Origin of the sequence: Streptomyces hamibioticus (genome assembly GCF_047946815.1) — a bacterium.
Taxonomy (GTDB): Bacteria; Actinomycetota; Actinomycetes; order Streptomycetales; family Streptomycetaceae; genus Streptomyces.
In genome coordinates, this window is sequence record NZ_JBKKQY010000001.1 from 17,351 (window position 1) to 38,708 (window position 21,358).

The 21,358-nt window shown below is 67.8% G+C and carries 22 protein-coding genes and 5 pseudogenes; 13 read left to right on the forward strand and 14 right to left on the reverse strand.

Annotation, left to right across the window (positions count from 1 at the left end; genetic code table 11):
- Positions 1 to 109: 109 nt before the first annotated feature.
- Positions 110 to 919: a transposase family protein gene (locus tag ACLGIH_RS00085; RefSeq protein ID WP_416529239.1), complete on the forward strand. Its 810-nt coding sequence runs from the start codon at positions 110 to 112 to the stop codon at positions 917 to 919.
- A 16-nt stretch (positions 920 to 935) separates the two neighbouring features.
- Here the strand turns inward: ACLGIH_RS00085 and ACLGIH_RS00090 are convergent.
- Positions 936 to 1,163: pseudogene (locus ACLGIH_RS00090) on the reverse strand (helix-turn-helix domain-containing protein); the annotation flags it as partial.
- A gap of 60 nt (positions 1,164 to 1,223) precedes the next feature.
- Entirely contained in the window at positions 1,224 to 1,844 is a 621-nt protein-coding gene (locus tag ACLGIH_RS00095) for a hypothetical protein (protein ID WP_416523149.1), read from the reverse strand.
- A 640-nt stretch (positions 1,845 to 2,484) separates the two neighbouring features.
- Here ACLGIH_RS00095 and ACLGIH_RS00100 point away from each other — a divergent pair.
- A pseudogene (locus ACLGIH_RS00100) lies at positions 2,485 to 3,195 on the forward strand (IS5 family transposase); the annotation flags it as partial.
- Here ACLGIH_RS00100 and ACLGIH_RS00105 read toward each other — a convergent pair.
- The 3 genes from ACLGIH_RS00105 to ACLGIH_RS00115 form a co-directional block, all read right to left on the reverse strand.
- Positions 3,192 to 4,384 (reverse strand): IS3 family transposase gene (locus ACLGIH_RS00105; protein WP_416529240.1). Its coding sequence is split into 2 segments (ribosomal slippage): positions 3,192 to 4,147 and positions 4,147 to 4,384, totalling 1,194 coding nucleotides; the frame shifts between segments, so codons are not numbered across the junction. The pseudogene ACLGIH_RS00100 and the gene ACLGIH_RS00105 overlap by 4 nt on opposite strands.
- Before the next feature lie 138 nt (positions 4,385 to 4,522).
- Positions 4,523 to 4,927 (reverse strand): hypothetical protein, encoded by a 405-nt coding sequence (locus tag ACLGIH_RS00110; RefSeq protein ID WP_416523150.1) that lies wholly within the window; start codon positions 4,925 to 4,927, stop codon positions 4,523 to 4,525.
- Complete coding sequence (locus ACLGIH_RS00115) at positions 4,924 to 5,772, reverse strand: IS5 family transposase (protein WP_416523144.1); 849 nt, start codon at positions 5,770 to 5,772, stop codon at positions 4,924 to 4,926. Before ACLGIH_RS00115 ends, ACLGIH_RS00110 begins: the two co-directional genes overlap by 4 nt.
- 454 nt (positions 5,773 to 6,226) lie before the next feature.
- On the opposite strand from ACLGIH_RS00115, the gene ACLGIH_RS00120 reads away from it, so the two are divergent.
- The gene (locus ACLGIH_RS00120) at positions 6,227 to 7,420 is read left to right on the forward strand and encodes a phospholipase D-like domain-containing protein (RefSeq protein WP_416523151.1); all 1,194 of its coding nucleotides are present in this window, start codon (positions 6,227 to 6,229) and stop codon (positions 7,418 to 7,420) included.
- 72 nt (positions 7,421 to 7,492) lie between these two features.
- Here the strand turns inward: ACLGIH_RS00120 and ACLGIH_RS00125 are convergent, their stop codons facing one another.
- The 7 genes from ACLGIH_RS00125 to ACLGIH_RS00155 form a co-directional block, all read right to left on the reverse strand.
- The gene (locus ACLGIH_RS00125; RefSeq protein ID WP_416523152.1) at positions 7,493 to 7,804 is read right to left on the reverse strand and encodes a flavoprotein; all 312 of its coding nucleotides are present in this window, start codon (positions 7,802 to 7,804) and stop codon (positions 7,493 to 7,495) included.
- An 879-nt stretch (positions 7,805 to 8,683) separates the two neighbouring features.
- Positions 8,684 to 8,944: a hypothetical protein gene (locus ACLGIH_RS00130; RefSeq protein WP_416523153.1), complete on the reverse strand. Its 261-nt coding sequence runs from the start codon at positions 8,942 to 8,944 to the stop codon at positions 8,684 to 8,686.
- A gap of 773 nt (positions 8,945 to 9,717) precedes the next feature.
- Positions 9,718 to 10,941, reverse strand: a complete 1,224-nt coding sequence (locus ACLGIH_RS00135; protein ID WP_416523154.1) for a cytochrome P450 — start codon at positions 10,939 to 10,941, stop codon at positions 9,718 to 9,720.
- Positions 10,942 to 11,018: 77 nt separating this feature from the next.
- On the reverse strand, positions 11,019 to 11,258 hold the full coding sequence (locus ACLGIH_RS00140; protein ID WP_416523155.1) for a hypothetical protein: 240 nt from the start codon (positions 11,256 to 11,258) through the stop codon (positions 11,019 to 11,021).
- Between the two features lie 55 nt (positions 11,259 to 11,313).
- The gene (locus ACLGIH_RS00145) at positions 11,314 to 11,613 is read right to left on the reverse strand and encodes a hypothetical protein (RefSeq protein ID WP_416529241.1); all 300 of its coding nucleotides are present in this window, start codon (positions 11,611 to 11,613) and stop codon (positions 11,314 to 11,316) included.
- Positions 11,614 to 12,354: 741 nt separating this feature from the next.
- On the reverse strand, positions 12,355 to 12,690 hold the full coding sequence (locus ACLGIH_RS00150) for a helix-turn-helix domain-containing protein (protein WP_416523156.1): 336 nt from the start codon (positions 12,688 to 12,690) through the stop codon (positions 12,355 to 12,357).
- The gene (locus ACLGIH_RS00155) at positions 12,687 to 13,238 is read right to left on the reverse strand and encodes a tyrosine-type recombinase/integrase (protein WP_416523157.1); all 552 of its coding nucleotides are present in this window, start codon (positions 13,236 to 13,238) and stop codon (positions 12,687 to 12,689) included. The genes ACLGIH_RS00150 and ACLGIH_RS00155 overlap by 4 nt, the downstream gene beginning before the upstream one ends.
- Before the next feature lie 39 nt (positions 13,239 to 13,277).
- Between ACLGIH_RS00155 and ACLGIH_RS00160 the strand changes: the two genes are divergently transcribed.
- The 9 genes and pseudogenes from ACLGIH_RS00160 to ACLGIH_RS00200 all read left to right on the forward strand — a co-directional run bounded on the left by ACLGIH_RS00160 (position 13,278) and on the right by ACLGIH_RS00200 (position 18,206).
- The gene (locus tag ACLGIH_RS00160) at positions 13,278 to 13,802 is read left to right on the forward strand and encodes a DUF421 domain-containing protein (protein ID WP_416523158.1); all 525 of its coding nucleotides are present in this window, start codon (positions 13,278 to 13,280) and stop codon (positions 13,800 to 13,802) included.
- Between the two features lie 105 nt (positions 13,803 to 13,907).
- Positions 13,908 to 14,573, forward strand: coding sequence for a hypothetical protein (locus tag ACLGIH_RS00165; protein WP_416523159.1), 666 nt, complete (start codon positions 13,908 to 13,910; stop codon positions 14,571 to 14,573).
- Positions 14,574 to 14,650: 77 nt separating this feature from the next.
- Positions 14,651 to 14,845 (forward strand): annotated as a pseudogene (locus ACLGIH_RS00170) (YflT domain-containing protein); the annotation flags it as partial.
- A 116-nt stretch (positions 14,846 to 14,961) separates the two neighbouring features.
- Positions 14,962 to 15,141, forward strand: coding sequence for a hypothetical protein (locus ACLGIH_RS00175; RefSeq protein WP_416529567.1), 180 nt, complete (start codon positions 14,962 to 14,964; stop codon positions 15,139 to 15,141).
- A gap of 196 nt (positions 15,142 to 15,337) precedes the next feature.
- A pseudogene (locus ACLGIH_RS00180) lies at positions 15,338 to 16,146 on the forward strand (transposase family protein).
- Positions 16,143 to 16,313 carry a hypothetical protein gene (locus ACLGIH_RS00185; RefSeq protein WP_416523160.1) on the forward strand — a complete coding sequence of 57 codons (171 nt, stop codon included), beginning with the start codon at positions 16,143 to 16,145 and terminating at the stop codon, positions 16,311 to 16,313. Before ACLGIH_RS00180 ends, ACLGIH_RS00185 begins: the two are co-directional and overlap by 4 nt.
- A 66-nt stretch (positions 16,314 to 16,379) precedes the next feature.
- On the forward strand, positions 16,380 to 16,841 hold the full coding sequence (locus tag ACLGIH_RS00190) for a universal stress protein (RefSeq protein WP_416529242.1): 462 nt from the start codon (positions 16,380 to 16,382) through the stop codon (positions 16,839 to 16,841).
- On the forward strand, positions 16,736 to 17,128 hold the full coding sequence (locus ACLGIH_RS00195; protein WP_416523161.1) for a universal stress protein: 393 nt from the start codon (positions 16,736 to 16,738) through the stop codon (positions 17,126 to 17,128). Before ACLGIH_RS00190 ends, ACLGIH_RS00195 begins: the two co-directional genes overlap by 106 nt.
- A gap of 250 nt (positions 17,129 to 17,378) precedes the next feature.
- Positions 17,379 to 18,206 (forward strand): annotated as a pseudogene (locus ACLGIH_RS00200) (IS5 family transposase).
- A gap of 75 nt (positions 18,207 to 18,281) precedes the next feature.
- Here the strand turns inward: ACLGIH_RS00200 and ACLGIH_RS00205 are convergent.
- The gene (locus ACLGIH_RS00205; RefSeq protein ID WP_416523162.1) at positions 18,282 to 19,028 is read right to left on the reverse strand and encodes a phosphotransferase family protein; all 747 of its coding nucleotides are present in this window, start codon (positions 19,026 to 19,028) and stop codon (positions 18,282 to 18,284) included.
- A 520-nt stretch (positions 19,029 to 19,548) separates the two neighbouring features.
- On the opposite strand from ACLGIH_RS00205, the gene ACLGIH_RS00210 reads away from it, so the two are divergent.
- Positions 19,549 to 20,208: a hypothetical protein gene (locus tag ACLGIH_RS00210; protein ID WP_416523163.1), complete on the forward strand. Its 660-nt coding sequence runs from the start codon at positions 19,549 to 19,551 to the stop codon at positions 20,206 to 20,208.
- 156 nt (positions 20,209 to 20,364) lie between these two features.
- On the opposite strand, the gene ACLGIH_RS00215 is transcribed toward ACLGIH_RS00210, so the two are convergent.
- On the reverse strand, positions 20,365 to 21,222 hold the full coding sequence (locus tag ACLGIH_RS00215; RefSeq protein ID WP_416523164.1) for a phosphotransferase family protein: 858 nt from the start codon (positions 21,220 to 21,222) through the stop codon (positions 20,365 to 20,367).
- Positions 21,223 to 21,358 lie beyond the last annotated feature (136 nt).

Genomic DNA, 21,358 nt, shown 5'->3' on the forward strand with positions numbered 1-21,358 from the left:
TGTGGATCACCGGCGAGAGCGGGCCGGCCACGGCCTCGGACAGACGTAAAGCCCCTGGTAGGACAGGTCTCACCACAAGATCATGTCCGTAACCACCAGAGGCTTCACGTTGGTCACCTATGTTGTCATGCTCGATGTCCCGCGCCATGTCGTGGAGTACCTGTCGCGTCTGCTCGCCGCGCACCGACGGCACATCGGTACCCCGCGCGGCAGCCGGGCGCTTGGCCCGTTCCGCCAGGCGGTGCTGGTGCTGCGCTGGTTCCGAGAGCGCGGCTGCGTACACTGCCTGGCCCGGGATGCCGGAGTCTCACAGGCCACCGGGTACCCCTACCTGCACGAGGGCATCGATGTCCTCGCCGACCAGGCCCCGGACCTGCATGAAGTCCTGGACCGTTGTCGGCGCGAAGGTATGACCCACGTGATCCTGGACGGCACGCTGATCGAATCGAACCGGCTGGCCGGTGTCCGCGACAACGGCAACGACCTGTGGTTCAGCCAGAAACACAAGGCGTTCGGCGGCAACGTGCAGTTCCTGGCCGCTCCGGACGGCACCCCGCTGTGGGTCTCCGGCGTCGAGCCCGGCTCTACCCCCGACATCACCGCCGCACGCATTCATGCCCTGCCCGCCCTCTACAAGGCGGCGGCCGACGGCCTGCCGACCCTGGCGGACAAGGGCTACATCGGCGCCGGCATCGGCATCCGCATCCCCGTCCGACGCCCAAAAGGCAAGTCCGAGCAGGCGCTTCACGTCGACACCCGCATGTCCAACACCCTGCTGCGACACCTACGGGCGCTCGGCGAGCGCACCGCCGCCGAACTCAAGCAGCGATGGCGCACCCTGCAGCACGTCACGCTCAGCCCCAGCCGCATCGGCGACATCGCCCGCGCGGCCCTCGTCCTCAACGGAATCTGGAAGTGATCACCGTTGAGAAAACCTCACTGAGCAGCGGCAGCGACGCCGGGCTCTTCGAGGCCAGGGCTCTCGGCCCGTCTTGCGACCAAGCCTTGCCCCAACGCTGTACCGACCGGACGCTGACTCGCAGGTCGTGAGCGATGACCGTGTTCTCGTCGCCCTGCCTGAACCGCTCGGCTGCCTGCAACCGCAACTTCTCGCGGAAGGCCCGCCGTTCGTCGGTCAGCCCGCCCCCTTGCGCATACCTCATGCGGTCGGCATACCGCAGGGATCATGAGGCGTCAGCCCCTACGACACCACGCTTTGAAAGTCAGTAGTTGCAGCCGGTGACCTTTACCTGCGAACCCAGAGGTTGGTTGAGGTCGACGCGTACCTTGTTCGAGTTGGCGCAGTTGAAGGTGACATTGCCAACCGAAACGGTGGCAGGGCCGGTGCTGGTGACCTCGATCGTCGTGGCGGTGAGGACGATCTCTGTCTCCGTACTGCCCTTGGTGTCCACGGTCGCGGAGTCGCCACCTGCTGATTTGACGGTCGTGTTGCACTGGCCCCTGCTGTAGTCCTTGAAGGTGAGCGTCGCCGTGTTGAACTCGAAGCTGTTCGGACCGCTGCCCATGCAGGCAATGCTGACCTTGCCCGCGGCGGTCTCGATGTCGGTCTTGCAGGTGCCCCTCTGCTCGTTGAAGATCAGCGTGGTGCCGTTGACGCCGGGTTTGTCGTGGCCGTCGCACCGGACGTCAATGTCGACCACCTGAAGGTCGACCGTCACCTTGCAGGTGATCCGCACGGTGGCGTCATCGCTGACATCGACGCATCCCGTGGGCAGCGGGTCGGCGGTGGTGGTGGCCGAGGCGGTGGCAGGGAAGGCCATCAGCCCCACCACCAGCAGCACGGCTGACAGCAGTGCGCGTATCAGGTGGCGTGGTCTCTGCATGAACAGCTCCTTCGGTCGGGACCGGGTGCGGTGCAGCAGTGCAGAGTGCGAACGGTTGCCGCGCGAGCTAAGCGCGCGCCGCCCGGCCACCGGCCGGCATCGAACAATCCGATGCCCGATGTACATAACCGGCGGCCGTACCGGGACAGGAGTAAGGCAGCGGACCACTACAAGACAGACGTGTTGCCACACGCCCGCAGACCAGAGGGGCCACCACCCGCACACCCATCACTCAGCCCGATAGTTCTATTGCGTTCCGCATTGGAACGACAGAGCGGAAACCAGCCGCAGGGCCCCTGGCGCCACAGGCATACGGCATACGGCATACCACCAGACGCGAGCGGTGCGCTCCCACCGAGCGACCGATCTGGTCAGTCAGCCTAAGAACGCGAGTTGCCCAACAGACATTCAGAAACAGGCAGTCAAAGAGTTTTGTCCCGTCAGGGGTGTTTGGCTGCTTTTTGGGTGGTCGACTTGCCTGGGACTGTTGAGGCTGCTGGCCACCGCCGCGCCGCCTGCGGCTGGTGATGACGGTCGAGGGTCCGTTTCGGTCCCTTCGCTCCTGTCTGATCCCAACGCGCCCCGTTCAGCCCTTTTTGCGCCCTGCAGTCGAGGAGCTGTCGGCGGTACTGCCAGAAACATGCCTCGACACCGGCCGTATCCGAGTGACCTGTCCGATGCCCGATGGGAACTACTGGAACCAACTCTGACAGCCTGGCGGGCCGAGCGGAGAGGGAAGGGTCTGGACATCGGCCGGCCACCCGAGCACGACCAGCGCCGCGTCATGGACGCCATCCTCTATGTCGACCGGACCGGGATCCCATGACGGTACCTGCCTCATGACTTCGCTCCGTGGGAGACGGCGTACGGGTACTTCGCGGCCTGGCAGAAGGACGGCGTGTTCGATCAGCTCAACGGCCTCCTCCGCCGACTTGTGAGAGAGGCCGAGGGCCGGGACGCCGAACCGAGTGCGTGTGTCCTCGACGCGCAGAGCATCAAGACGTCCGCCAACGTCCCGGCCGCCGGCCAGGGCATTGACGCGGGCAAGAAGATCGCAGGACGCAAGCGCCACATCGGCGTGGACACTCTCGGGCTTCTCCTGGCCGTGTGGGTCACCGCCGCCAGCGTCTCCGACAACACCGGCGGCATCTACCTGCTTTCGAATATCGCCAAGGCTCATCCACGCGTCACCAAGGCGTGGGCCGACTCCGGCTACCGGACGAAAGCCATAGAGCACGGCGCCCGCCTGGGTATCGACGTCGACGTCGTCCGCCGCGACCCAAATCAGAAGGGCTTCAAAGTCATCCCCAGACGCTGGGTTGCACCGCTCCGGGTTCGATGGAGGCTCTATGCGTTGACTCCAGCTGCCGGTTGGGGCTGGCGTTGAGCGTAGTGGTTGGTCTCGTGCTCGTGGGGCGGGATGTCTCCGATCGCGGTATGGAGGCGCTGGTTGTTGAACCAGTCGACCCATTCCGCGGTGCCGAGTTCCACGTCGGCCAGGCCGTGCCAGGGCCTGCGGGGCTTGATCAGCTCGGTTTTGTAGAGGCCGATCTGGGATTCCATGAGCGCGTTGTCCAGGGCGTCGCCGACGGTGCCGATCGAGGCGTCGATGCCGGCCTCGATGAGGTGGGCGGTGAACGCGAAAGACGTGTACTGGCTGCCCGCGTCCGAGTGATGAACGAGCCCGGGACCTGCGGGGATGCCGGCCCGGTCGCGGCGCCACAGGGCCATGTCCAGAGCGTCGAGGACGAGCTTGGACCGCTTGCTGGTGGCGACCGACCAGCCGACGATCGCCCGGGAGAACACGTCCACGACGAAGGCGACGTAGACGATGCCGGACCAGGTCGCGGCATAGGTGAAGTCGGCAACCCACCGCTCGTTCGGACGGGATGCGGTGAAGTCACGTTCCAGCAGGTCACAGGCCCGCCCATGGCCATCGTCGCGGATGGTGGTGCGGATCTTCTTCCCGCGTCGGGCACCCTCAAGGCCGAGATCACGCATCAGCCGGGCGACCGTGCAGCGGGCCACGGGTATGCCCTCACGGTGCAGCTGCCGCCAGACCTTCCGCACTCCGTAGACGCCGAAGTTGTCGGCGTGGACGCGGCTGATCTGCGTCTTCAGCTCTGCGTCGCGGATCGATCGTGCACTGGGAGTGCGGCTTTTGGCGGCGTAGTAGGTGCTCGTCGCGATCTTCAGTCCGTGGCTGGTCAGGACTTTGCAGATCGGCTCGACTCCGAACACCTGCCGGTGGGCGTCGATGAACGCTACGAGCGTTTCGACGGCCGGTCGAGCTCGGCCGCGAAGAAGGCCGAGGCCGCCTTGAGGATCTCATTCGCCCGGCGCAACTCGGAGTTCTCGGCCCGCAGCCGCTTGATCTCCGCGGCCTCCTCGGACGTGACACCGGGCCGCCGACCGGTGTCGACCTCGGCCTTGCGGACCCACGTCCGCACTGTCTCAGCGGAACCGATGCCCAGCTTCGCGGCGACCGCCTTCATCGCGGCCCACTCCGTCGGGTAGTTGGGACGGATCTCCGCGACCATGCGCACCGCACGCTCACGAAGCTCGGGAGGGTAGGGGACGGACGTGCCATGACTCGATCCTCTCAGAGGGCGGTTCGTGAGTTGATGTCCGTTCCGAGGTGAGGTTGGGGCAGGGCTGCTGGTCGCGGACCTTGTCGGTTACTGCTTCCTGACGAAGCTGCCGGTGTCGATCTCGGTGAGTATGCCGAGCTTGACCAGGCGTTTCAGCTTGGCGCGGGTGCCTTCGATGTTCTTCGGCAGCAGTACGTGGTCGAGGGCTTCGCAGACATCACGGGCCCGCATCGGGCCACTGTCGTCGTTGAACACGGCGAGGATGCGGGGGTAGTCCGGGTGGTCGGGCAGTTCGGGTGAGGCGGCCTGGGTGGGGAGCCGGTCGGCGAGGACGGTGACGGTCTTCCGGGTGATCGCCAGGTGCTCGAGGTGAGTCTCGGCCTCGCGCAGTCGCCCCTGCAGTTGCGTGATCTGGGTGCGGAGATCGTCGGCCAGGGACCGGGCGGCCTCCTCCTGGAGGCCGAGTGCGTCGAGTAGGGGCTCGATGTTCACGCTGCCACCGCCTGCGCATCGCGCCAGGTGGGAGTGTTCGCGCCGGTGAGGCGTCGGGCCATGACATGGGTCATCGCCCAGTAGACGCGGGAGGCGGAGGAGGACGGGCGGTGCTCGTAGTCGCGGACCAGACGCCGGTGCAGTATCAAGATCCCGTAGGTCTGCTCGACCCTCCACCGCTTCGGCTGCGGAACGAACCCCGCCTGATGCGGGTTGCGTTCGACGGTCTCGACGTCGATGCCCAGGCCGGCGCCGTGTGCGACGACCTGGTTCTTGAAGCCCTGGTCGACCAGGGCTTTGCGGACGGTGCCGCCGGCGTGCTCGACGACCTGGTCCAGCAGGGCGATGCCCGCGGCGTTGTCGTGGCTGTTCGCGGCCAGCACGATGACGGCGATGACCAGCCCGAGCACGTCCACGGCCAGTCCCCGTTTGCGGCCCGGCACCCGCTTCGCCGGATCCCGGCCGGTCGTGGAGGCGGGGACCCCGGCGGCCGCGTGGACACTCTGGGTGTCCAGCACCATCAGGGTCGGGTCCTCTAATCGCCGGGCCTTCTCACGGACCTGGCAGCGCAGGAGTTCGTGGATGACCTGGTCTGTTCCGTCGTCCCGCCAAGCAGCGAAGTAGTAGTACGTCGCGCTCTTCGGCGGTAGATCGTGAGGCAGGTAGGCCCACTGGCAGCCGGTCCGGCCCTGGTAGAGGATCGCGTTGACGATCTCCCGCATCTCGTAGACGCCCTGGTGGCCGCTGACCGAGCGGTGCCGGTCCTTCCACGCGGTGATCACCGGCTCGATCAGAGCCCATTGCTCGTCCGATAAGTCGCTCGGGTACGGCTTGCGTTCACTCACCCCGCCACACCAGCAGACCACCGGCTGCGGACCGGCAGATTCCGCCCGTGCCCACACCATCAGGCGACGACAGAGCCACTCAAAAACTCACGAACCGCCCTCTAAGGGAATCGAGCCTCCATCAGACCCGGAGCGGTTCAGGTGGGGGACGGCCTTTTTGATGGTGCGGGCGAAGTCCATCGCCTTGACAAACTCGGGCCGGACTTTGATCCGAGTGCTGATCTTCTGCGAGAAGACCGGGTCACAGCCCGCCTCGGCTAGGGCTCGGGCGCGCTGGGAGCCAGGGCCTGCTCGGACCGGCAGATGTGATCGAGGGCCGGGCTCCTGATCTCGCGGTACGGCGAGTCGAGCGCCACGGGGGACGCCCATCTCGTGAGCGTCGCCGGGACACCGTCGCTGCTGCCGCGATCCGTTGTTGATCAACTCCGCGTCAACCGGCCGCTACCATGCGGGCGTGATCACGAACAGACGCATCGCACCGCGCCGCTCCATACAGGCCACGATGATGTTCATCATGGCCCTTGTGATGGGAGCGCTCACCACACCGCCAGCCAACGCGGCCGAGCCCGCCAATCCTGGGAAATGCGACGAGTACGGGAGCTACGAGGTCTGCGTCACGTACGCCGGCAAGGGCACGCCCGACAACCTGATCTACCAGAGGATCAAGGGCAAGCTCGACGCGACGGCCAGCTCGCCGGGCGCCGATGACTACATCCGGGTCTCCATGTACAAATGGGACATCAACTCCACTTACGGTAAGGCCATCGCGGGTTCACTGAAGACCGCCCACAACAACGGTGTCAGCGTTCGCGTGGTGCTCAGCGGCGCTTCGGTGAACGCCCAGGCGAGGGCCTACTTCAAGGGCGCCGGCATCGACGTCGTGCAGTGCAGCGGCTCCTGCACTGAGGAACCTGGTGGAACCAATCACAACAAGTTTTTCCTGATCAAGAAGGGCACCACCAAGCTGGTGCTCCAGACGTCCGCCAACCTGAGCGACTCTCAGGGCGAGCACGCCCAGAACCTGCTGGTCAGCCGGGATGATCCCGAACTGTTCTCGCACTACGTCAACTACTGGCGGCGCCTGTACGTCAATAGCTGGACCTGGGACGGGAAGACCTGGGATGAAGCCGACAGGGCCCGCTACGGGACCAACGACCTCTCCCGTGTCTACTTCTACCCCATGGAGGAGAAGCAGCCGCTGGTCGGCGTTCTACAGAACGTCACTGCGTGCGCACCCGGCAACGACCGCGTCTTCGTCGAAGCCAGCCTCTTCGACGAGACCTTTTACTCTCAGAATGTCGCGAACGAGCTAAAGCGGCTGCACGCCCTCGGCTGCGACGTCAGGGTCATCCTCCAGAAACAGTCTGGTGTGAAAACTCTGACGGATCCCCCGCTGCTGGGAGGCTACGGGTTCCAGGGCGGAGTCAGGTGTGACGGGCAGCATCACAACAAACTCCTCCTGATTGACGCTCAGTACGCCGGGGAGTGGCGCAAGGCGGTGTTCGTCGGCTCGTACAACATCACCAAACACTCGCTGCGCGAGGCCAACGACACGATGCTGCGGGTCGTCAACGGCTGGGTGACCAACCGCTACATCGACCAGTTCGAGAAGATGTGGGCGAATCCTCGGGCGTGCGACGCCGAGTAGCGGGACAGACCGATCAACTCACTGCCCCCTTGGCCCGTATCTCGGCGATACCTCGGAGACAGTTGTCCGGGGTCAGTTGCTGGCATCTTCGGCGGGCAGGACGTTGATCGCGGCCTGCCACGGATAGGCCTCGAGGTTGCCGTGCCGGGGTTTGTGCGGCACGAACCCGCCCTCGCCGAGCAGCACCTGGACGCCAGCAGCGCGCAGGGTCCCGACGTTGCGGGCGACGGCGGGGTGCGCTGCCTGGGCGTTGTTCCAGTGTGTCAACGCCACGATGGGTAGTTGCAGTCCGATGGCCTCGGTGATCAGGCCGAGCGCGAGGGTGTCGCTGATCCCAGCGGCCCGCTTGTTGAGGGTGTTGCTGGTCAGCGGTGCTACGAGCATCGCGTCCGGCTCCGGCAGCACGTCGGCCTGACTGGGAGATCGCCCGCCGGTCCGCCATGGTCCGGGCAAAAACCGCAGGCTTGGATGCGGTGAAGGCGTCGCGGCGTCGCGGATGGAATGAGAGCACCGCGAAGTCGGCAGCGGTGCGTCGGGACCGGCTTGAGAGGCTGGCACAGGCAGCTGGCTTCGAGTCGTGGTCGGCGGCGATAAAAGCGACACGGGCCGTTCCTTCCCGGGAGGCCGCGAGGCGGCTTGGGGTGGGGAAGTCGACCGTTCTCCGCTGGAGAGCTGCTAACCAGGGCTGATTGCGCGACTGCCCCCGCCACAACGGGGACTGCGTGGCGGGGCGGAAGGCTGGACTGACAACCATGCCCGGCCGCGTCCGCGGGCTTCACGGCTACAGTCCGACCACCAACATCGCGGGAGGAGCGGGGACGTGGAGAGCTTCTTTGCCAGGGTCGAGCGAGTGTGGCCACGGGGACGCCGTGATCTTCACTGGCATGTGCTGCCCGCTCCCGCCACGGAGGCGACAGCGCTCGACAAGCCGTACGTCGGCCTGACCGAGACTCGCGGCCTGCACCGGGTCGTGCCCGAGTGGATGCACTGCACGCTGGTGCACGCGATCGGCGCCGATGTCGACTCGGACCCGGTCAGCGACGGCATCGGCCGCCTGGAAAAGGTCCCCACCCCGACAGCTGGACGAAGAAGCCACTCACCGGTTGAGCAGCCCAGCCAGAGCCTCTCGAAGAGCCCCGACAGTGCGATACAGCACCGTGGTCATCCCACGCTCATGTGCCACGGCGATGTCGTCCACGAAAAGGCTCCGAGGGGCCCGCCGGCCCCGGTGAACGGGGTCGGCGGGCCGGGGTGTGCTGGTGGTCACGGCGTCGAGACGCACTCCTTCTCGTTGGCGTCCGTGCCCTCGACGCCGGCCTTGGCGCCCCCGCACGCAGTGGCGTCGCCGCTGTCATCGGCACCGAAGCTCTGGCTGGCGGAGAAGGTGGTCCCCGCGCCGGACACCTGGCCGGTGGTCGCCTGCTTGACGTCGCCCTTGACGACGGGTTCGGCGTGGGCGGTGCCGGCTCCGAGGACGGGGAGGGCCAGGGCGGCGGAGGCGGCGAGGATACGGGGAGAGTTCATGATGGTTTCCTTTCTGTTGTCCGGTGTCTGGCCTGGTGGGGCCGGTACCGGAGCGCTGGTGTTGTGTGGTGGCGGGGCCTGGGGGCTCCCGCCGCTTGTGCTGCGCGGCCCCGGCTGCGGTCAGGGGGGCCGTTCACCCTGTAGTCGTCCCAGCAGCGTCCTGTACGCAAAAAAATCTTGAAAAAGTTTTGCGCAGCCCATCGGGCGTTGCCCCCGGGGGCGGTCTCCGCGGTCCGGCGCGGCAGCCGGACGGGGCCGATGACCTGGCCGAACGGGCGCATGGCGGCTTCGCAGCCGGCCGGAAAGGCGGCCGCCATGGCCCTTGTGGGCGGACCAGAGGAGAGGCCCGCGATATGGAGTCCGGCCCGGTAAATGGTCGCTGTCTTCTCGTAGCCGGTGGTGATGCCGCGCCATTGGAGCGCTGCCGTGGCGGACGGTGATGGCGAAGCCTGGCCCGGCGAAGACCCGCGCAGCTACAACCTCAAGCACACCCCCGCTCGCTGAAGATCAACCGCGACGACTGCGGAACCCCGCCCATGCGGGACGGGACCGGGGTCTGGCCGCTGGGGCCGGTCCCGACCCGGGTCGATCGTCAGCGACTCGCTCATCCAGCAGGTGATGGTGCGGGCGGCTCGCCAAGCGGGCCGGCGTTCGCCTTCCGCCTGATGGGCGATTGCCGAGCGCATCACTGCGCAGGTCTGGGCCGGGTCTTCGCCGCGGCCTGATGCCGGATGTGGGCGGGCCCAGTAGGTGGAGCTGCCCCTTGGGGGGGGTCACCAGGTGACGGGCAGATATCTCGGCCCGCGGATGGGCCCCTTGCGCAGGAATTCCACTTCGGTGGCGGGGATGGCGAGCTGGAGGCGGGGGAAGCGGTCGAGCACGGACCTGATGGCGATCTCGGCTTCCATGCGGGCCATTGCGGCGGCCAAGCAGTAGTGGGGGCCGTGCCCGAAGCTGAGGTGAGCGACGTTTTCCCGGTCGAAGTCGAGGGTGTCAGGGTCGGGGAAGAGGCTGGGGTCGCGGTTGGCGGAGAGGTAGGAGTTGTAGACGACGTCGCCCGCCCGGATGATGTGGCCGCCGATTTCGACGTCTTCGGTCGCGATGCGGGGGATGCCGACGCCGTTGCGGTGAGGAACGTAGCGCAACAGTTCCTCCACGGCCCGGGGCAGCAGTTCCGGCTCGCGGCGCAGCCGGTTGAGGTGTTCGGGGTGGGTCAGCAGGGCGTACATCATCGAGCCGCTGTTGTTCCGTACGGCGTGGCCGGCGCTGACGTAGACCGCCGTGGCCAGGGAGACGGCTTCAGCGTCGGTAATCTCCCCCGTGGCCGCTGCCTGGGTCAGTACTCCGGCCAGGTCCTCTCCCGCTGCGTCGCGGCGGTTGTCCAGGAGGGCGGTGATGCGCTTGCGGGTCACCGCGCGGGCCGCCTTGCTGCGTTCTGTGTCCCCGGCGACGGACAGGGCTTCTTCCGCGGTCGCGGCCCACTGGCGCCAGTCATCTTCCTCCGTTCCCAGCAGGGAGCAGATGACCGCGATGGGGAAGGGGCCCAGCAGGTGCTCCATCAGGTCGGCCGGGGCGCCGGCCCGGTTCATGCCCTCGAGCAACTCGGCCGCGGTGCGATCGGCGACCGGGCGCAGCCGTTCCATGGACTTGGTGGTGAAGGCCCTGGCGACGACCCTGCGCAGATGGGTGTGGCGGGGCGGATCGAGGTACTGCAGCGCCGCGGTCTGTGAGGCGACGGGCTCGGGGAACATGCTGGTCACGGAGCGGCCCACGACTTGCTCGCGGACGAAGCGCGGGTCTGAGGTGACGAAGCGGACGTCGTCGTAGCGAGTCACCAGCCACGCGTGCCCCGAACCGTGGGGCAGCTTGATCCGCGTCACCGGTTCGCCGCTGAGAACCTCATCCAGAAAAGGATCAGGGGTGAGAGCGGGCAGGTCGTCAACCGGCCAGAACCTCACCTGGGGGGCCGGGGCCCCCGTGCTGGGACGGTAGGTCATACCCCCTCTCCTTCCCCGTGACGCCTGTGAGCCGGCGACATATCACTCCCCCGGCCCCGCCATCATCAAGCTGTCTGCTACTGCGGCGGCTCGCGGATGTAGGCGCCAGTCAGAACGGGCAACGCCGCCATCATGGTGGCGGAAACCAGGCGCCGGGTCGCCACCACCGGTGGCCCCGGCGTCCTGGCACCGTCGAAGACTTCGCCCACCGGGGCCTGTTGGCCGTCATCGGGGCCCGGCGCTTCTCGGCCGGCCGGGGTGCCGTCGTCGCGGGTATGCGCTGCGTGAGCGCCGTCGTCGAAGCGCTTGGGCGGCACCTCGTGCTCCTTGAGTTGCTGTCCCCCGGCAGCTTCGCCTCGGCGCCGGTGGGCGTCAGGGCGTGTCGCCGGAGTAGTAGAAGCGGCAGCTGATGCCGGGGCCGGGTGAGCGGGGCTCGCCGGGACGCGGGTCGTACAGGGCACGGCCGCCGGGCCACCGGGAGAGCTCGGTGGTCAGGGCGACGCCGTCGTCGACTTCCTCGGGCCGCCACCCGTAGATGTCCAGCAGCAGGCCGTCCAGCGGCCCGCCGACCAGTTCGGCGTAGGTCCGGCGCGGAAGGGGACCGGGGTGGGGGTCGTCGTGGCCGCAGCCGTACACGCGACCGCGCAGCAGTTGTTCGTCATCGCTGTTTATGCCGGTCAGCCTCCCAACCGGCACTGACAGCGCCACGACCTCTTCCGAGCGTGCGCCTGGCCCCCCGTGGGGAGGACCGGGAGGGCGGCGCGGCCGCGCTCTGCCGGGGGATTGCAGGGCGCGGCCGGGTGCGCCTTCTCTGCCTGGGGTGGCGGAGTGGTACGCGCCGTCAGTATGGCATCAGTTCCGGCCATTTGGCAGGGGTGTGACTGGAATTAGTCGTACTGGCGAGTTAGGTCGGGCCGCCGGCGGTCAGGGGGACCCGGTCACCACCAGGGCGCCGTCCTTCTCCCGGCTGGCCACGGCGCATCTCCAGCCAAGCCAGGCCGCTTCTTGGCTTGTCCATCGCCACCAGCAGGGTGAGCAGGGGCGTCAGCGCGGGGCGAACGCGGCCTGTGCCGTCGTCCAGGAGGGCGGTCAGCCGGTCGGTGAGGGTGCAGCGTTCACAGAGTCGGCCGCCCAGGAGTTTGCCCTCGAAGCCGCAGCGCGAGCAGTCGAAGGTCTGGGAGAAGCCGGCGCAGGTCGTGCAGATCGCGGAGCCGTCGACGGGGTGAAGTCCGGGGAGGGCACGGTCCTGGCCGCATCGGGGCAGGTGCCTCGTGTTCGCACCAGCGGTCCGAACAGGTCCGGCAGACGTAGCCGTCCGGCCAGGTGCCGGCCTTGCGTCTGCGCTGGCCGCAGCGGCAGCACTCGGCCGTGTGTACCAGCGTTCGTGCTGCTCGTCGGTGGCGTAGGGGCGGCTCATGCGTCGGGAAGGATGCGGGCCGCGCGGGGCCGGAGCTTCGCGACGTTCGCGGGCGGGGTGGGCAGGTCGCCGGTGGCGGTCTTGCGGACACCGGCGTTCTCGGCGGTGGTGGCCACCAGGTCGGCCGGGGTGCAGGACAGGATGTCGCAGAGCGCGGACAGGACCTGCAGCGACAGCCTCTCCGGTGTGCCGGAGACCATGCGGTGGACCTGCGAGGCGGACAGGTCGATGCCGCGTTCGCGCAGCAGCGGCACCAGCTCGGTCGCGGTGAAGATGTGGCGCTGGGCCATCAGCTCACGCAACCGCCAGGTGCAGCCGACCTTGCGCTTCATGCCTGCCTCCCGTTCTGGGCCTGGAGGGCGGCGGCGACGGTGGCGTCCAGGTGCCGACGCAGGGTGCGGGTGCGGAAGTCCGAGGAGACGCAGGTGTAGATAGACGTGGTGCTGGCGTGCTCGTGGCCGACCTGTTCCTGGACGAAGTGAGGGTCCCAGCCGTCCTCGATCAGGTGGGTGACGTAGGACCTTCGGAAGGAGTGGTAGTCCAGCCCGTCGTCCAGGCCCAGGGCCTTGCGGTAGGCGATGAAGCGGGAGTTGATGCGCTGGCAGCCGATCCGCAGTCCGCGTTCGGAGGGCGGCCGAACTCGCCGTACTCGGCGCCGTGCGGGTTGCGGCCGAAGTCGGCGGCGTCGAGCATCCGCGTTTCGTTGCGCCGCAGCCCGTAGGCGTAGGCTGTCTACATTGCGCGGGCGCCCGGCAGGTAGCGCTGGGCGCGGCCGCGGATCACCAGACCCTCGATACCCGGCACGCGTGTCCAGGACGTCAGCCACTCCTGCGCCAGGGCGACGTCGTCGCGCTTTGAAGGTCAGTAGCCGATTGAGCACCTTGTGCGGACAACCGGGCTAGGGGGTACCAGTGGGGACATGCTCTTCGACTCCTGGCATGACCTCATCCGCGTCTTGATCATGGCGGGCCTCGCCTATCTCATTCTGATCGCTGCGGTCCGCACGTCCGGCAAGCGAGCCTTGTCGAAGATGAACGCCTTCGATCTGGTCGTCACCGTCGCGTTGGGCTCGACCTTGGCGACAATTCTACTCAACGGCCAAGTCACGCTCCTAAAAGGTGCCACCGCCCTGGGGATGCTGGTGGCGTTGCAGTTCTTCACCGCTTGGGCGTCGGTCCGCTCCGGGAGGATCCGGCGCCTGGTAAAGGCCCAGCCGACCGTGCTGCTGTACCAAGGCCGCATGCTGCATGAAGCGATGAGGCGCCAGCGAGTGACACCCGATGAGGTGAGTCAGGCCATCCGTGCTCAAGGGATCGGCGCCAGGGAAGACGTGCAAGCCGTCGTGCTGGAAACGGACGGCAGCTTCAGCGTGATCGCCCGCTCCCAGTACGGCTCCGGTACCGCCCTGGACAATGTCGAGCCTGCCCATCGCGATCCTGCATAAGCCTGGCATTACGCTTACATTCCTGCCCCTGTGGACAGGCGGAGCGCGGACGCATGAAAGGCGTAGTGAGCGGCTGACGTGGGTCGAAATACCAAGCAGGACTCTGTGCGTGAGCGCCTGGCCCAAGAACTGCTGGACCGGCTCACACCGGTGATGAGCGCCCTGGGACTGCTGTTCCTGCTCGTCGTCATCGGCGAGCGCATGGCCAGGCCGGGAACGGCGATGCATATCGCCATGACGGTGACCGGCTGGCTGCTGTGGGCCGCCTTCGTCGCAGAATTCATCGCCCGCCTGAGCCTGGCAAAGCACCGGGGAAGGTTCCTGCGCCGCAACTGGTGGCAGGTGATTTTCCTGGTCCTGCCCTTCCTGCGGGTGCTTCGCCTGATGCGCTCTCTTCGCCTCCTACGCACCGGCCGGGTTCTCTCCTCGACCGTGCGGTCCTCACGGTCGGCGGGCCGGCTGCTCAGCGACCGGGTGGCGTGGCTGGGCATGATCACCGTGATCGTGGTGGTCGCAGCGGGGGAACTGTTGTACGAGTTCGACCGACCGGCCGAGTCGTTCGCGAGCACCCTTCACGCCACGGCGCTGCTGGCGATCAGCGGCGAGCCGACGGGAGCTACAACCGCTTACGGCAAGCTCATCGAACTCTTGCTGGCCCTGTACGCCGTTACGGTGTTCGCCTCCTTGGCCGGCGCCTTCGGCGCCTACTTCATGGGCAACCGCGGCCCGACGTCGCCCGGCACGCCACCAGACGAAGAGAAGCGACAATGACATCGGACACGCGCGATCTGTATGAGCATGTCGTCGAGCATCAAGGGAACCCGTGGATCGAGCGAGGAAGGACTTGAATGCCTGAGATCGAGCCGAATCCCCCGAGCCCCGTCAGCCTGGCCTGGAACAAGGTGGCCACTTACGACAGCTATGAAGAGGCGCAGGCCGCGGTCGACCGCCTGTCGGACAAGGGTTTCCCGGTAGAGCATCTCGACATCATCGGTACCACTCTGCGGCTGGTGGAACATGTGACGGGACGGCTCACCAAGGGTCGAGCCGCCGCCGCGGGGGCCGTCGGAGGCGCCTGGTTCGGTCTACTCATCGGCTTGCTCGTGGGCCTTTTCACACCAGGTCGGTATGGCTGGGGCTGCTCCTCGGCGGACTGCTCTTGGGCGCCTTGTGGGGTGCCGTACTGGGCTGGGCCGGTCACGCCGCGACCGGTGGCCGTCGTGACTTCTCCTCCACACGCGCCCTGGCTGCCTCCCGCTACGACCTCATCGCACGCGACGGCCATGCCGAACAGGCCCGAACCATCCTGCACAGCGAGGGCCTGCCGGGCATCTCGTGAGACGCGTCCCGGCCCTATTGCTGTGCGGACCCCGCACCGAGCGGTGGCCAGTGAGGTTTTCTCAGTGAAATGATCGAAGTGAACCGGTGTGGATCACCGGCGAGAGCGGGCCGGCCACGGCCTCGGACAGACGTAAAGCCCCTGGTAGGACAGGTCTCACCACAAGATCATGTCCGTAACCACCAGAGGCTTCACGTTGGTCACCTATGTTGTCATGCTCGATGTCCCGCGCCATGTCGTGGAGTACCTGTCGCGTCTGCTCGCCGCGCACCGACGGCACATCGGTACCCCGCGCGGCAGCCGGGCGCTTGGCCCGTTCCGCCAGGCGGTGCTGGTGCTGCGCTGGTTCCGAGAGCGCGGCTGCGTACACTGCCTGGCCCGGGATGCCGGAGTCTCACAGGCCACCGGGTACCGCTACCTGCACGAGGGCATCGATGTCCTCGCCGACCAGGCCCCGGACCTGCATGAAGTCCTGGACCGTTGTCGGCGCGAAGGTATGACCCACGTGATCCTGGACGGCACGCTGATCGAATCGAACCGGCTGGCCGGTGTCCGCGACAACGGCAACGACCTGTGGTTCAGCCAGAAACACAAGGCGTTCGGCGGCAACGTGCAGTTCCTGGCCGCTCCGGACGGCACCCCGCTGTGGGTCTCCGGCGTCGAGCCCGGCTCTACCCCCGACATCACCGCCGCACGCATTCATGCCCTGCCCGCCCTCTACAAGGCGGCGGCCGACGGCCTGCCGACCCTGGCGGACAAGGGCTACATCGGCGCCGGCATCGGCATCCGCATCCCCGTCCGACGCCCAAAAGGCAAGTCCGAGCAGGCGCTTCACGTCGACACCCGCATGTCCAACACCTGCTGCGACACCTACGGGCGCTCGGCGAGCGCACCGCCGCCGAACTCAAGCAGCGATGGCGCACCCTGCAGCACGTCACGCTCAGCCCCAGCCGCATCGGCGACATCGCCCGCGCGGCCCTCGTCCTCAACGGAATCTGGAAGTGATCACCGTTGAGAAAACCTCAGTGACAGACCGGCGAGCAGTGGGCGCCATGCAATGGTCGAAGCGAAACGCTGAGCGGAGCAAAACCATGCCCAACGCCATCCCTGCCAAGGACCGGCCCATCATCGTGGGCGTCGACGGCGGTCCGCATCAAGAGGAGATCGTGTGATTCGCCGCGCAGTAAGCGGAGCGTCACGAAAGCCGGCTGCACATCACTCATGCGATCCGGTATCCGCTGCCAGGCGGTTCTACGCCGGACAGCCACGAAGGGAATTTGGCCGCTGACGCCGGTGCGCACCTGGTAGAACGGTATGAGGACCTCGTGCGCTCCGAGTTCTCCACTCTTACCGTGGCGGGCGAGTTTCCCATGGGGAACGCCGCAGCGGTGTTGATCGAACGCTCCGAGGATGCTGGTCTGCTCGTGGTAGGTCACCGAGGCAGCGGCGGATTCCCCCGGTTGCCGCTCGGCTCTGTCAGCTGGCAGGTCGCCACACATGCCCGGTGCCCGGAGGACCGCTGGTCCGCCCAGGCGACACCAGCGGTCCTCCGGGCCATCGTGTCGTTGTCGGAGCGGACCCGGCCGATGCTTCGATGGAGGCACTGGATTTCGCGTATCAGGAAGCTGACCTGCTGGGCGCGCGCTTGGAGGTCGTTCACGGCTCTTACCACACCGGTATGGTCCCCAGCGGCCCGGTGATGGCGCCTCCCAACTTTGACGCGCTGGATCACGGGCCGCAGGACTTCCTCGAAAAGGAGATTGCCCAGCGGCGCGACCGGTATCCGTCGGTGGAGGTAGACCTGCGCATAGAGCACACCAGGCCGGCGACGCTCCTCGCGGAGGCTGCTCGCAACGCAGCCCTGCTGGTTGTGGGATCTAGGGGCCGCTCCGGCGTGAAAAGGCTACTTCTTGGGTCGGTGAGCGGCGAGGTACTGCACACAGCCGAGTGCCCCGTGGCCGTCGTCCCCGGCCAGGACGGCGACTGAACCCTCTTCCGACTCGTCAACCGCTGGTATTGATGGCAGGTCGGCAGGGGGCGCAACGAGACGAGGCTCCTGGTCGTTGCGCCCCCTGCCGACCTGCCACTTCACCCCACCAAGACAGGATGAAAACGGCTCAGTAACAAAAAGAGGCTTCTGGGCCTCTGTGAATGACGGCGTGTCAGTTTTCGTTGGTACTGGCCGAAGGGGGTGTGAGCCAGTCGAGACGAGGAAGACTGCTCCCAGACCGTGGGAAATCGACGACGAGTTGTGGGCGCGCATCGAGCCACAGCTGCCGGTCGTCCCGCGTAATCCGCGGCGTCCAGGTCGTAAGCGTCTGGATAGTCGCAGGGTGCTGTGCGGGATCCTGTTCGTGCTGTACGCCGAGATCCGCTGGGAGTTTCTGCCCCAGGAGCTGGGCTTCGGCTCGGGGATGACCTGCTGGTGACGGCTGCGGAACTGGAACGAGGCTGGGCGGGGGTCTGGCAGCGCCTGCACCAGCTGCTGCTCTCCGAGCTGCGGGCCGCAGACCTGCTGGACTTCTCCCGCGCAGCGGTCGACTCCAGCCACATCCGCGCGATGAAGGGCGGGTCGGCCACCGGTCCGTCCCCGGTGGACCGGGGCCAGGCCGGCAGCAAGCATCACCTGATCGTCGAAGCGCACGGCATCATCCCGCTCGCTGCAATCACCACCGGCGGCAACCGCAATGACGTCACCCAACTGATCCGGCTGATCCGGCTGATCCGGCTGATCCAGGCCGTCCCGCTGCTCCGCGGCAAGCGCGGCCAGCCACTGCGCCGCCCCAAGCACCTGTACGCCGACGGCGGCTATGACCACGAGGCCTACCGGGACAAGGTCCGCCGGTTCCAGATCACCCCGCACGTCGCCCGGGCGCGGCACCGGGCACGGCTCCGGCCTGGGCGTCTACCGCTGGGCCGTGGAAGGAGCGATTGCGCTGCTGCACTGGTTCCGCCGCCTGTGTATCCGCTGGGAGATGCGCGACGACATACACCACGCGTTTGTCGCCCTTGGCTGCGCCGTCGTCTGCTGGCGACGACTGTGCACCGCACTTTGTCGAGAGTGAGGGCGGGCGATCACCCCAGGGGACGGCCTGCTCGACGCGTCAGAACGGATACGGAGTAGCCGGGCCCGCGCAGCCTCACATCCGGGATCTCAGGACGTCGACCTCGCAGCCCGGCGCGAAGGGGTCGAAGCCGTGCTCGATCAGCCAGCGAACTGCCAGCAGGCTTCGCAACGAGCACCACGCGTGGATCACGTCGAGGTCGATGTCGGCGCCATAGCCGGCGATGACGTCGTCGAGGTGCTCCTCGTGTCCGAGCGTGAAGGTGGCGAGGTCGTACAGGGCATCACCCTGGCCAGCTTCGGACCAGTCGATGATGCCGGTGACCTCATCGCCTTCGACGAAGACGTGCGCGATCTGTAGGTCGCCGTGTGTGAACACCGCAGTCCACGGCCGGAGTGCGGCCTCGGCGACCTGTCGGTTGCGGGTGACCAGGTCAGCGGGCAGGAGGCCGTTCGCCACGAGCAGTTCGCACTCGTCGTCGAGTTCCGCCGCCAGCGCGACGATGCTCCGGCCGGCCCGGCCGGGGCGGGGCGGCAGGGGCGCGTCGTGCAGCTTCCGGATGGCGGCGCCCGCCGCGGCCCACGCCGCCGGCGACCCGGTCGACGGCCCGCCGAGGCGCCCAAGTGTGGTCCCCGGGAGTGCGGCGATCGCGAGCACGGGGGGCTTGCGCCACAGGACTTCCGGGGTCGGGACCGGCGCGAGGGACATCGCCTCGACCTCCACGTCGATGCGCGCCTGATCGGCGTCCACCTTCAAGAACACGTCACCGACGCGCAGAGTCGCGCGCTCGGAATGCGCGACGACGACTTCGACCTCATCCATGGGCGACCAGTATCCCGGGGATGATCGCCGACGTCGCCAGGTTTATCGCGTGCGATCACGCGGCTGACCGCGTCACGCTACCCAGCGGTCTCGTGCACGACACCGACCTCCGACCAGGTCAAGCCCACCTCTTCTGTTAGGAGCCCTTGTCCGAAACCCTCGACGAACGTTGCCCACCCTCGCTTACACACCCAGCGGGTCGTCCTCGAGGTGGCGGTCGTCGAGGAAGTCCCGCAGCGGGACGGGGCCGGCCGGGTCCGGGCGGGCGTACAGCGCTCGATAGGCGGGGTCGGAGGCCTTTGGCGATGGCCATCTTCACGTAGTTGCCGTAGAGCTCGACAGTGTCGGGCAGCTCGGGCCGAGGATCAGCACGCCGCTGCCTGTCGTCTGCAGGATCTCTTCGTTGCCGTCGGCGCTGGGCAGGGGCCAGCCCGGGCACAGCGGTGTCCGGGCGGCCGTGCTGGAGGGCCCACTGCCGCCAGCAGGACCGCCGCCGGTGCCTGCGGATACCTTGACCGGCATGAGTGACGGGATCGCGTGGACAGGCGCGCACCACCACACCCCTTCCTCGGTCGCGCCGGGCATGCTCGGCGGTATCTCGCTGACCGTGGCCCGGGGGGTGGAGAGGGACGAGTTCCTCATCAAACTGGGTGCCGACCTCGACGAGTTGGCCGCTCGAACCCTGTTCAAGGAGCTGCGCGCGCCGGCCGGGCAGCCGGGTCGGCCCTCTGCCCGCCTCAACCGGGCCATGTACGGCACGTGCGGTGAGTGGACGTTCGTGCTGGAGGACTGGGGCATGGCGACCTGGGCGACCGGCTACCAGGGCAAGGTGGAGTCGATGCTTCCCCGCGAGGGCGAGGAGGTGCTCTGTCTGAGCGCCAACCGTTTCGGTCCCCTGGCGGTGATCACCCATGCGCCGGGGGCTTGTGCGTACCGGGCTGACTTCGGTACCGACACCGGGCAGGGCTCGGCCCTGGATGCCGCCCTCGGCGCCGCGGGCGCGGTGTTCCCGTCGATGCCCGAGGCCGGTGAGGCGGAGGTCGTCGCGTACTTCGAGGAGCACGGCGAGCGCCTGCCCGAGCTGGTGTTCACCGCCGTGGGCGCGTACACGGGCGTGGCCATCGATGAGGAGGCCTTGAGGGCCGGTGATCTTCCCGGAGTTCTCATCGCGCCGGCCTGACCGTCTGCCGCGGCGCATGAGGCCGGCCCCCCATCCTGAACGCAGGGCGGGGGGCCGGTTGTGTTGATGTCCGGGGTGTTAGTCCGCGGCGAGCTTGCAGATCACCGGCTGGCCGCCGCCGATGCCGTAGGTGCAGGTGCCGCGCCCCCTCATCAGTCATGGCAACCGCGGACGGTCAGCCCGGCGGCGGTCGAGCGAGGCACGGACCAGGGCGAGCCCCTCCGCCCTCCAGTGGTCCCGGTCGGGCATCTGGTCCGTGCGGCGCCAGCGCCAGGCCGAGAACATGGCCCAGTCCACGGCGCGGCACCGGTGCAGGAGATCCGGGTCGGCCCCCGCGTAGTGCTCCGCCACACCGTCGGGAGCGTGGGCGAGGTCGAACTCGACCGGCCCGCGGCAGCACGTGGCGAGGTCCACGAAGAGCGGCCCCCGCTCCGTGGCGAGGAGGTTGTCCTCGTGTGGCTCGCCGTGCAGCAACTGGTCGCCGGACCGGTCCGCACCGATCGCGGCGCTTACCTCGCCCAGGGTGCGGGCGAGGAGTTCACGGTCGGCGTCGGACAGGTCGGGCGACTGCTCCCGGTCGGTCACCTCCCGCAGTGCACGGGCGGCCCGGTCCGTGAAGTGGGGCGCGTCCAGCTCGACCCGGCGAAGGGCGGCGTGCTGCCGCATGAGCACGTCCGCGTACGCGGTCGGCGTGATCTCCGCCGCCACCGGTGCGTAGTAGGTCCACAGCGAGATGGCGAAACCGTCCCGCACGTACAAGCGGGGCTCGACCCGGGGGTCCAGCCCGGCCACCGGGGCGTCGACGGCCGCGAGCCGGCGGGCCACCTCCACCTCGAACGCGGAGTCGGACAGTTGCCCCCGCGGCGCGACCCGGGCCAGCACGTCGCACGGGAGCAGGCGCAGCGCGACGCGGTCCGAGTCGTGGACGACGACGACGTCGTCCACACGCAGGCCCAGCTCCGTGGAGGTCGCCCGTGCCGCCTCGACCGCGCGACGCAGTTCCGCAGGCTCCATGTCGTTCTCCTCATCGTCGGCTACGCACACCCATCCCAGGCGGTCACAGCTGCCGGCGTGATGACCGTGGCCCACAGGGCGGGTCAGGATTCCTCGGTCGATCGGCAGCATCTCCGTGGGAGCGGTCGGCGGAGCG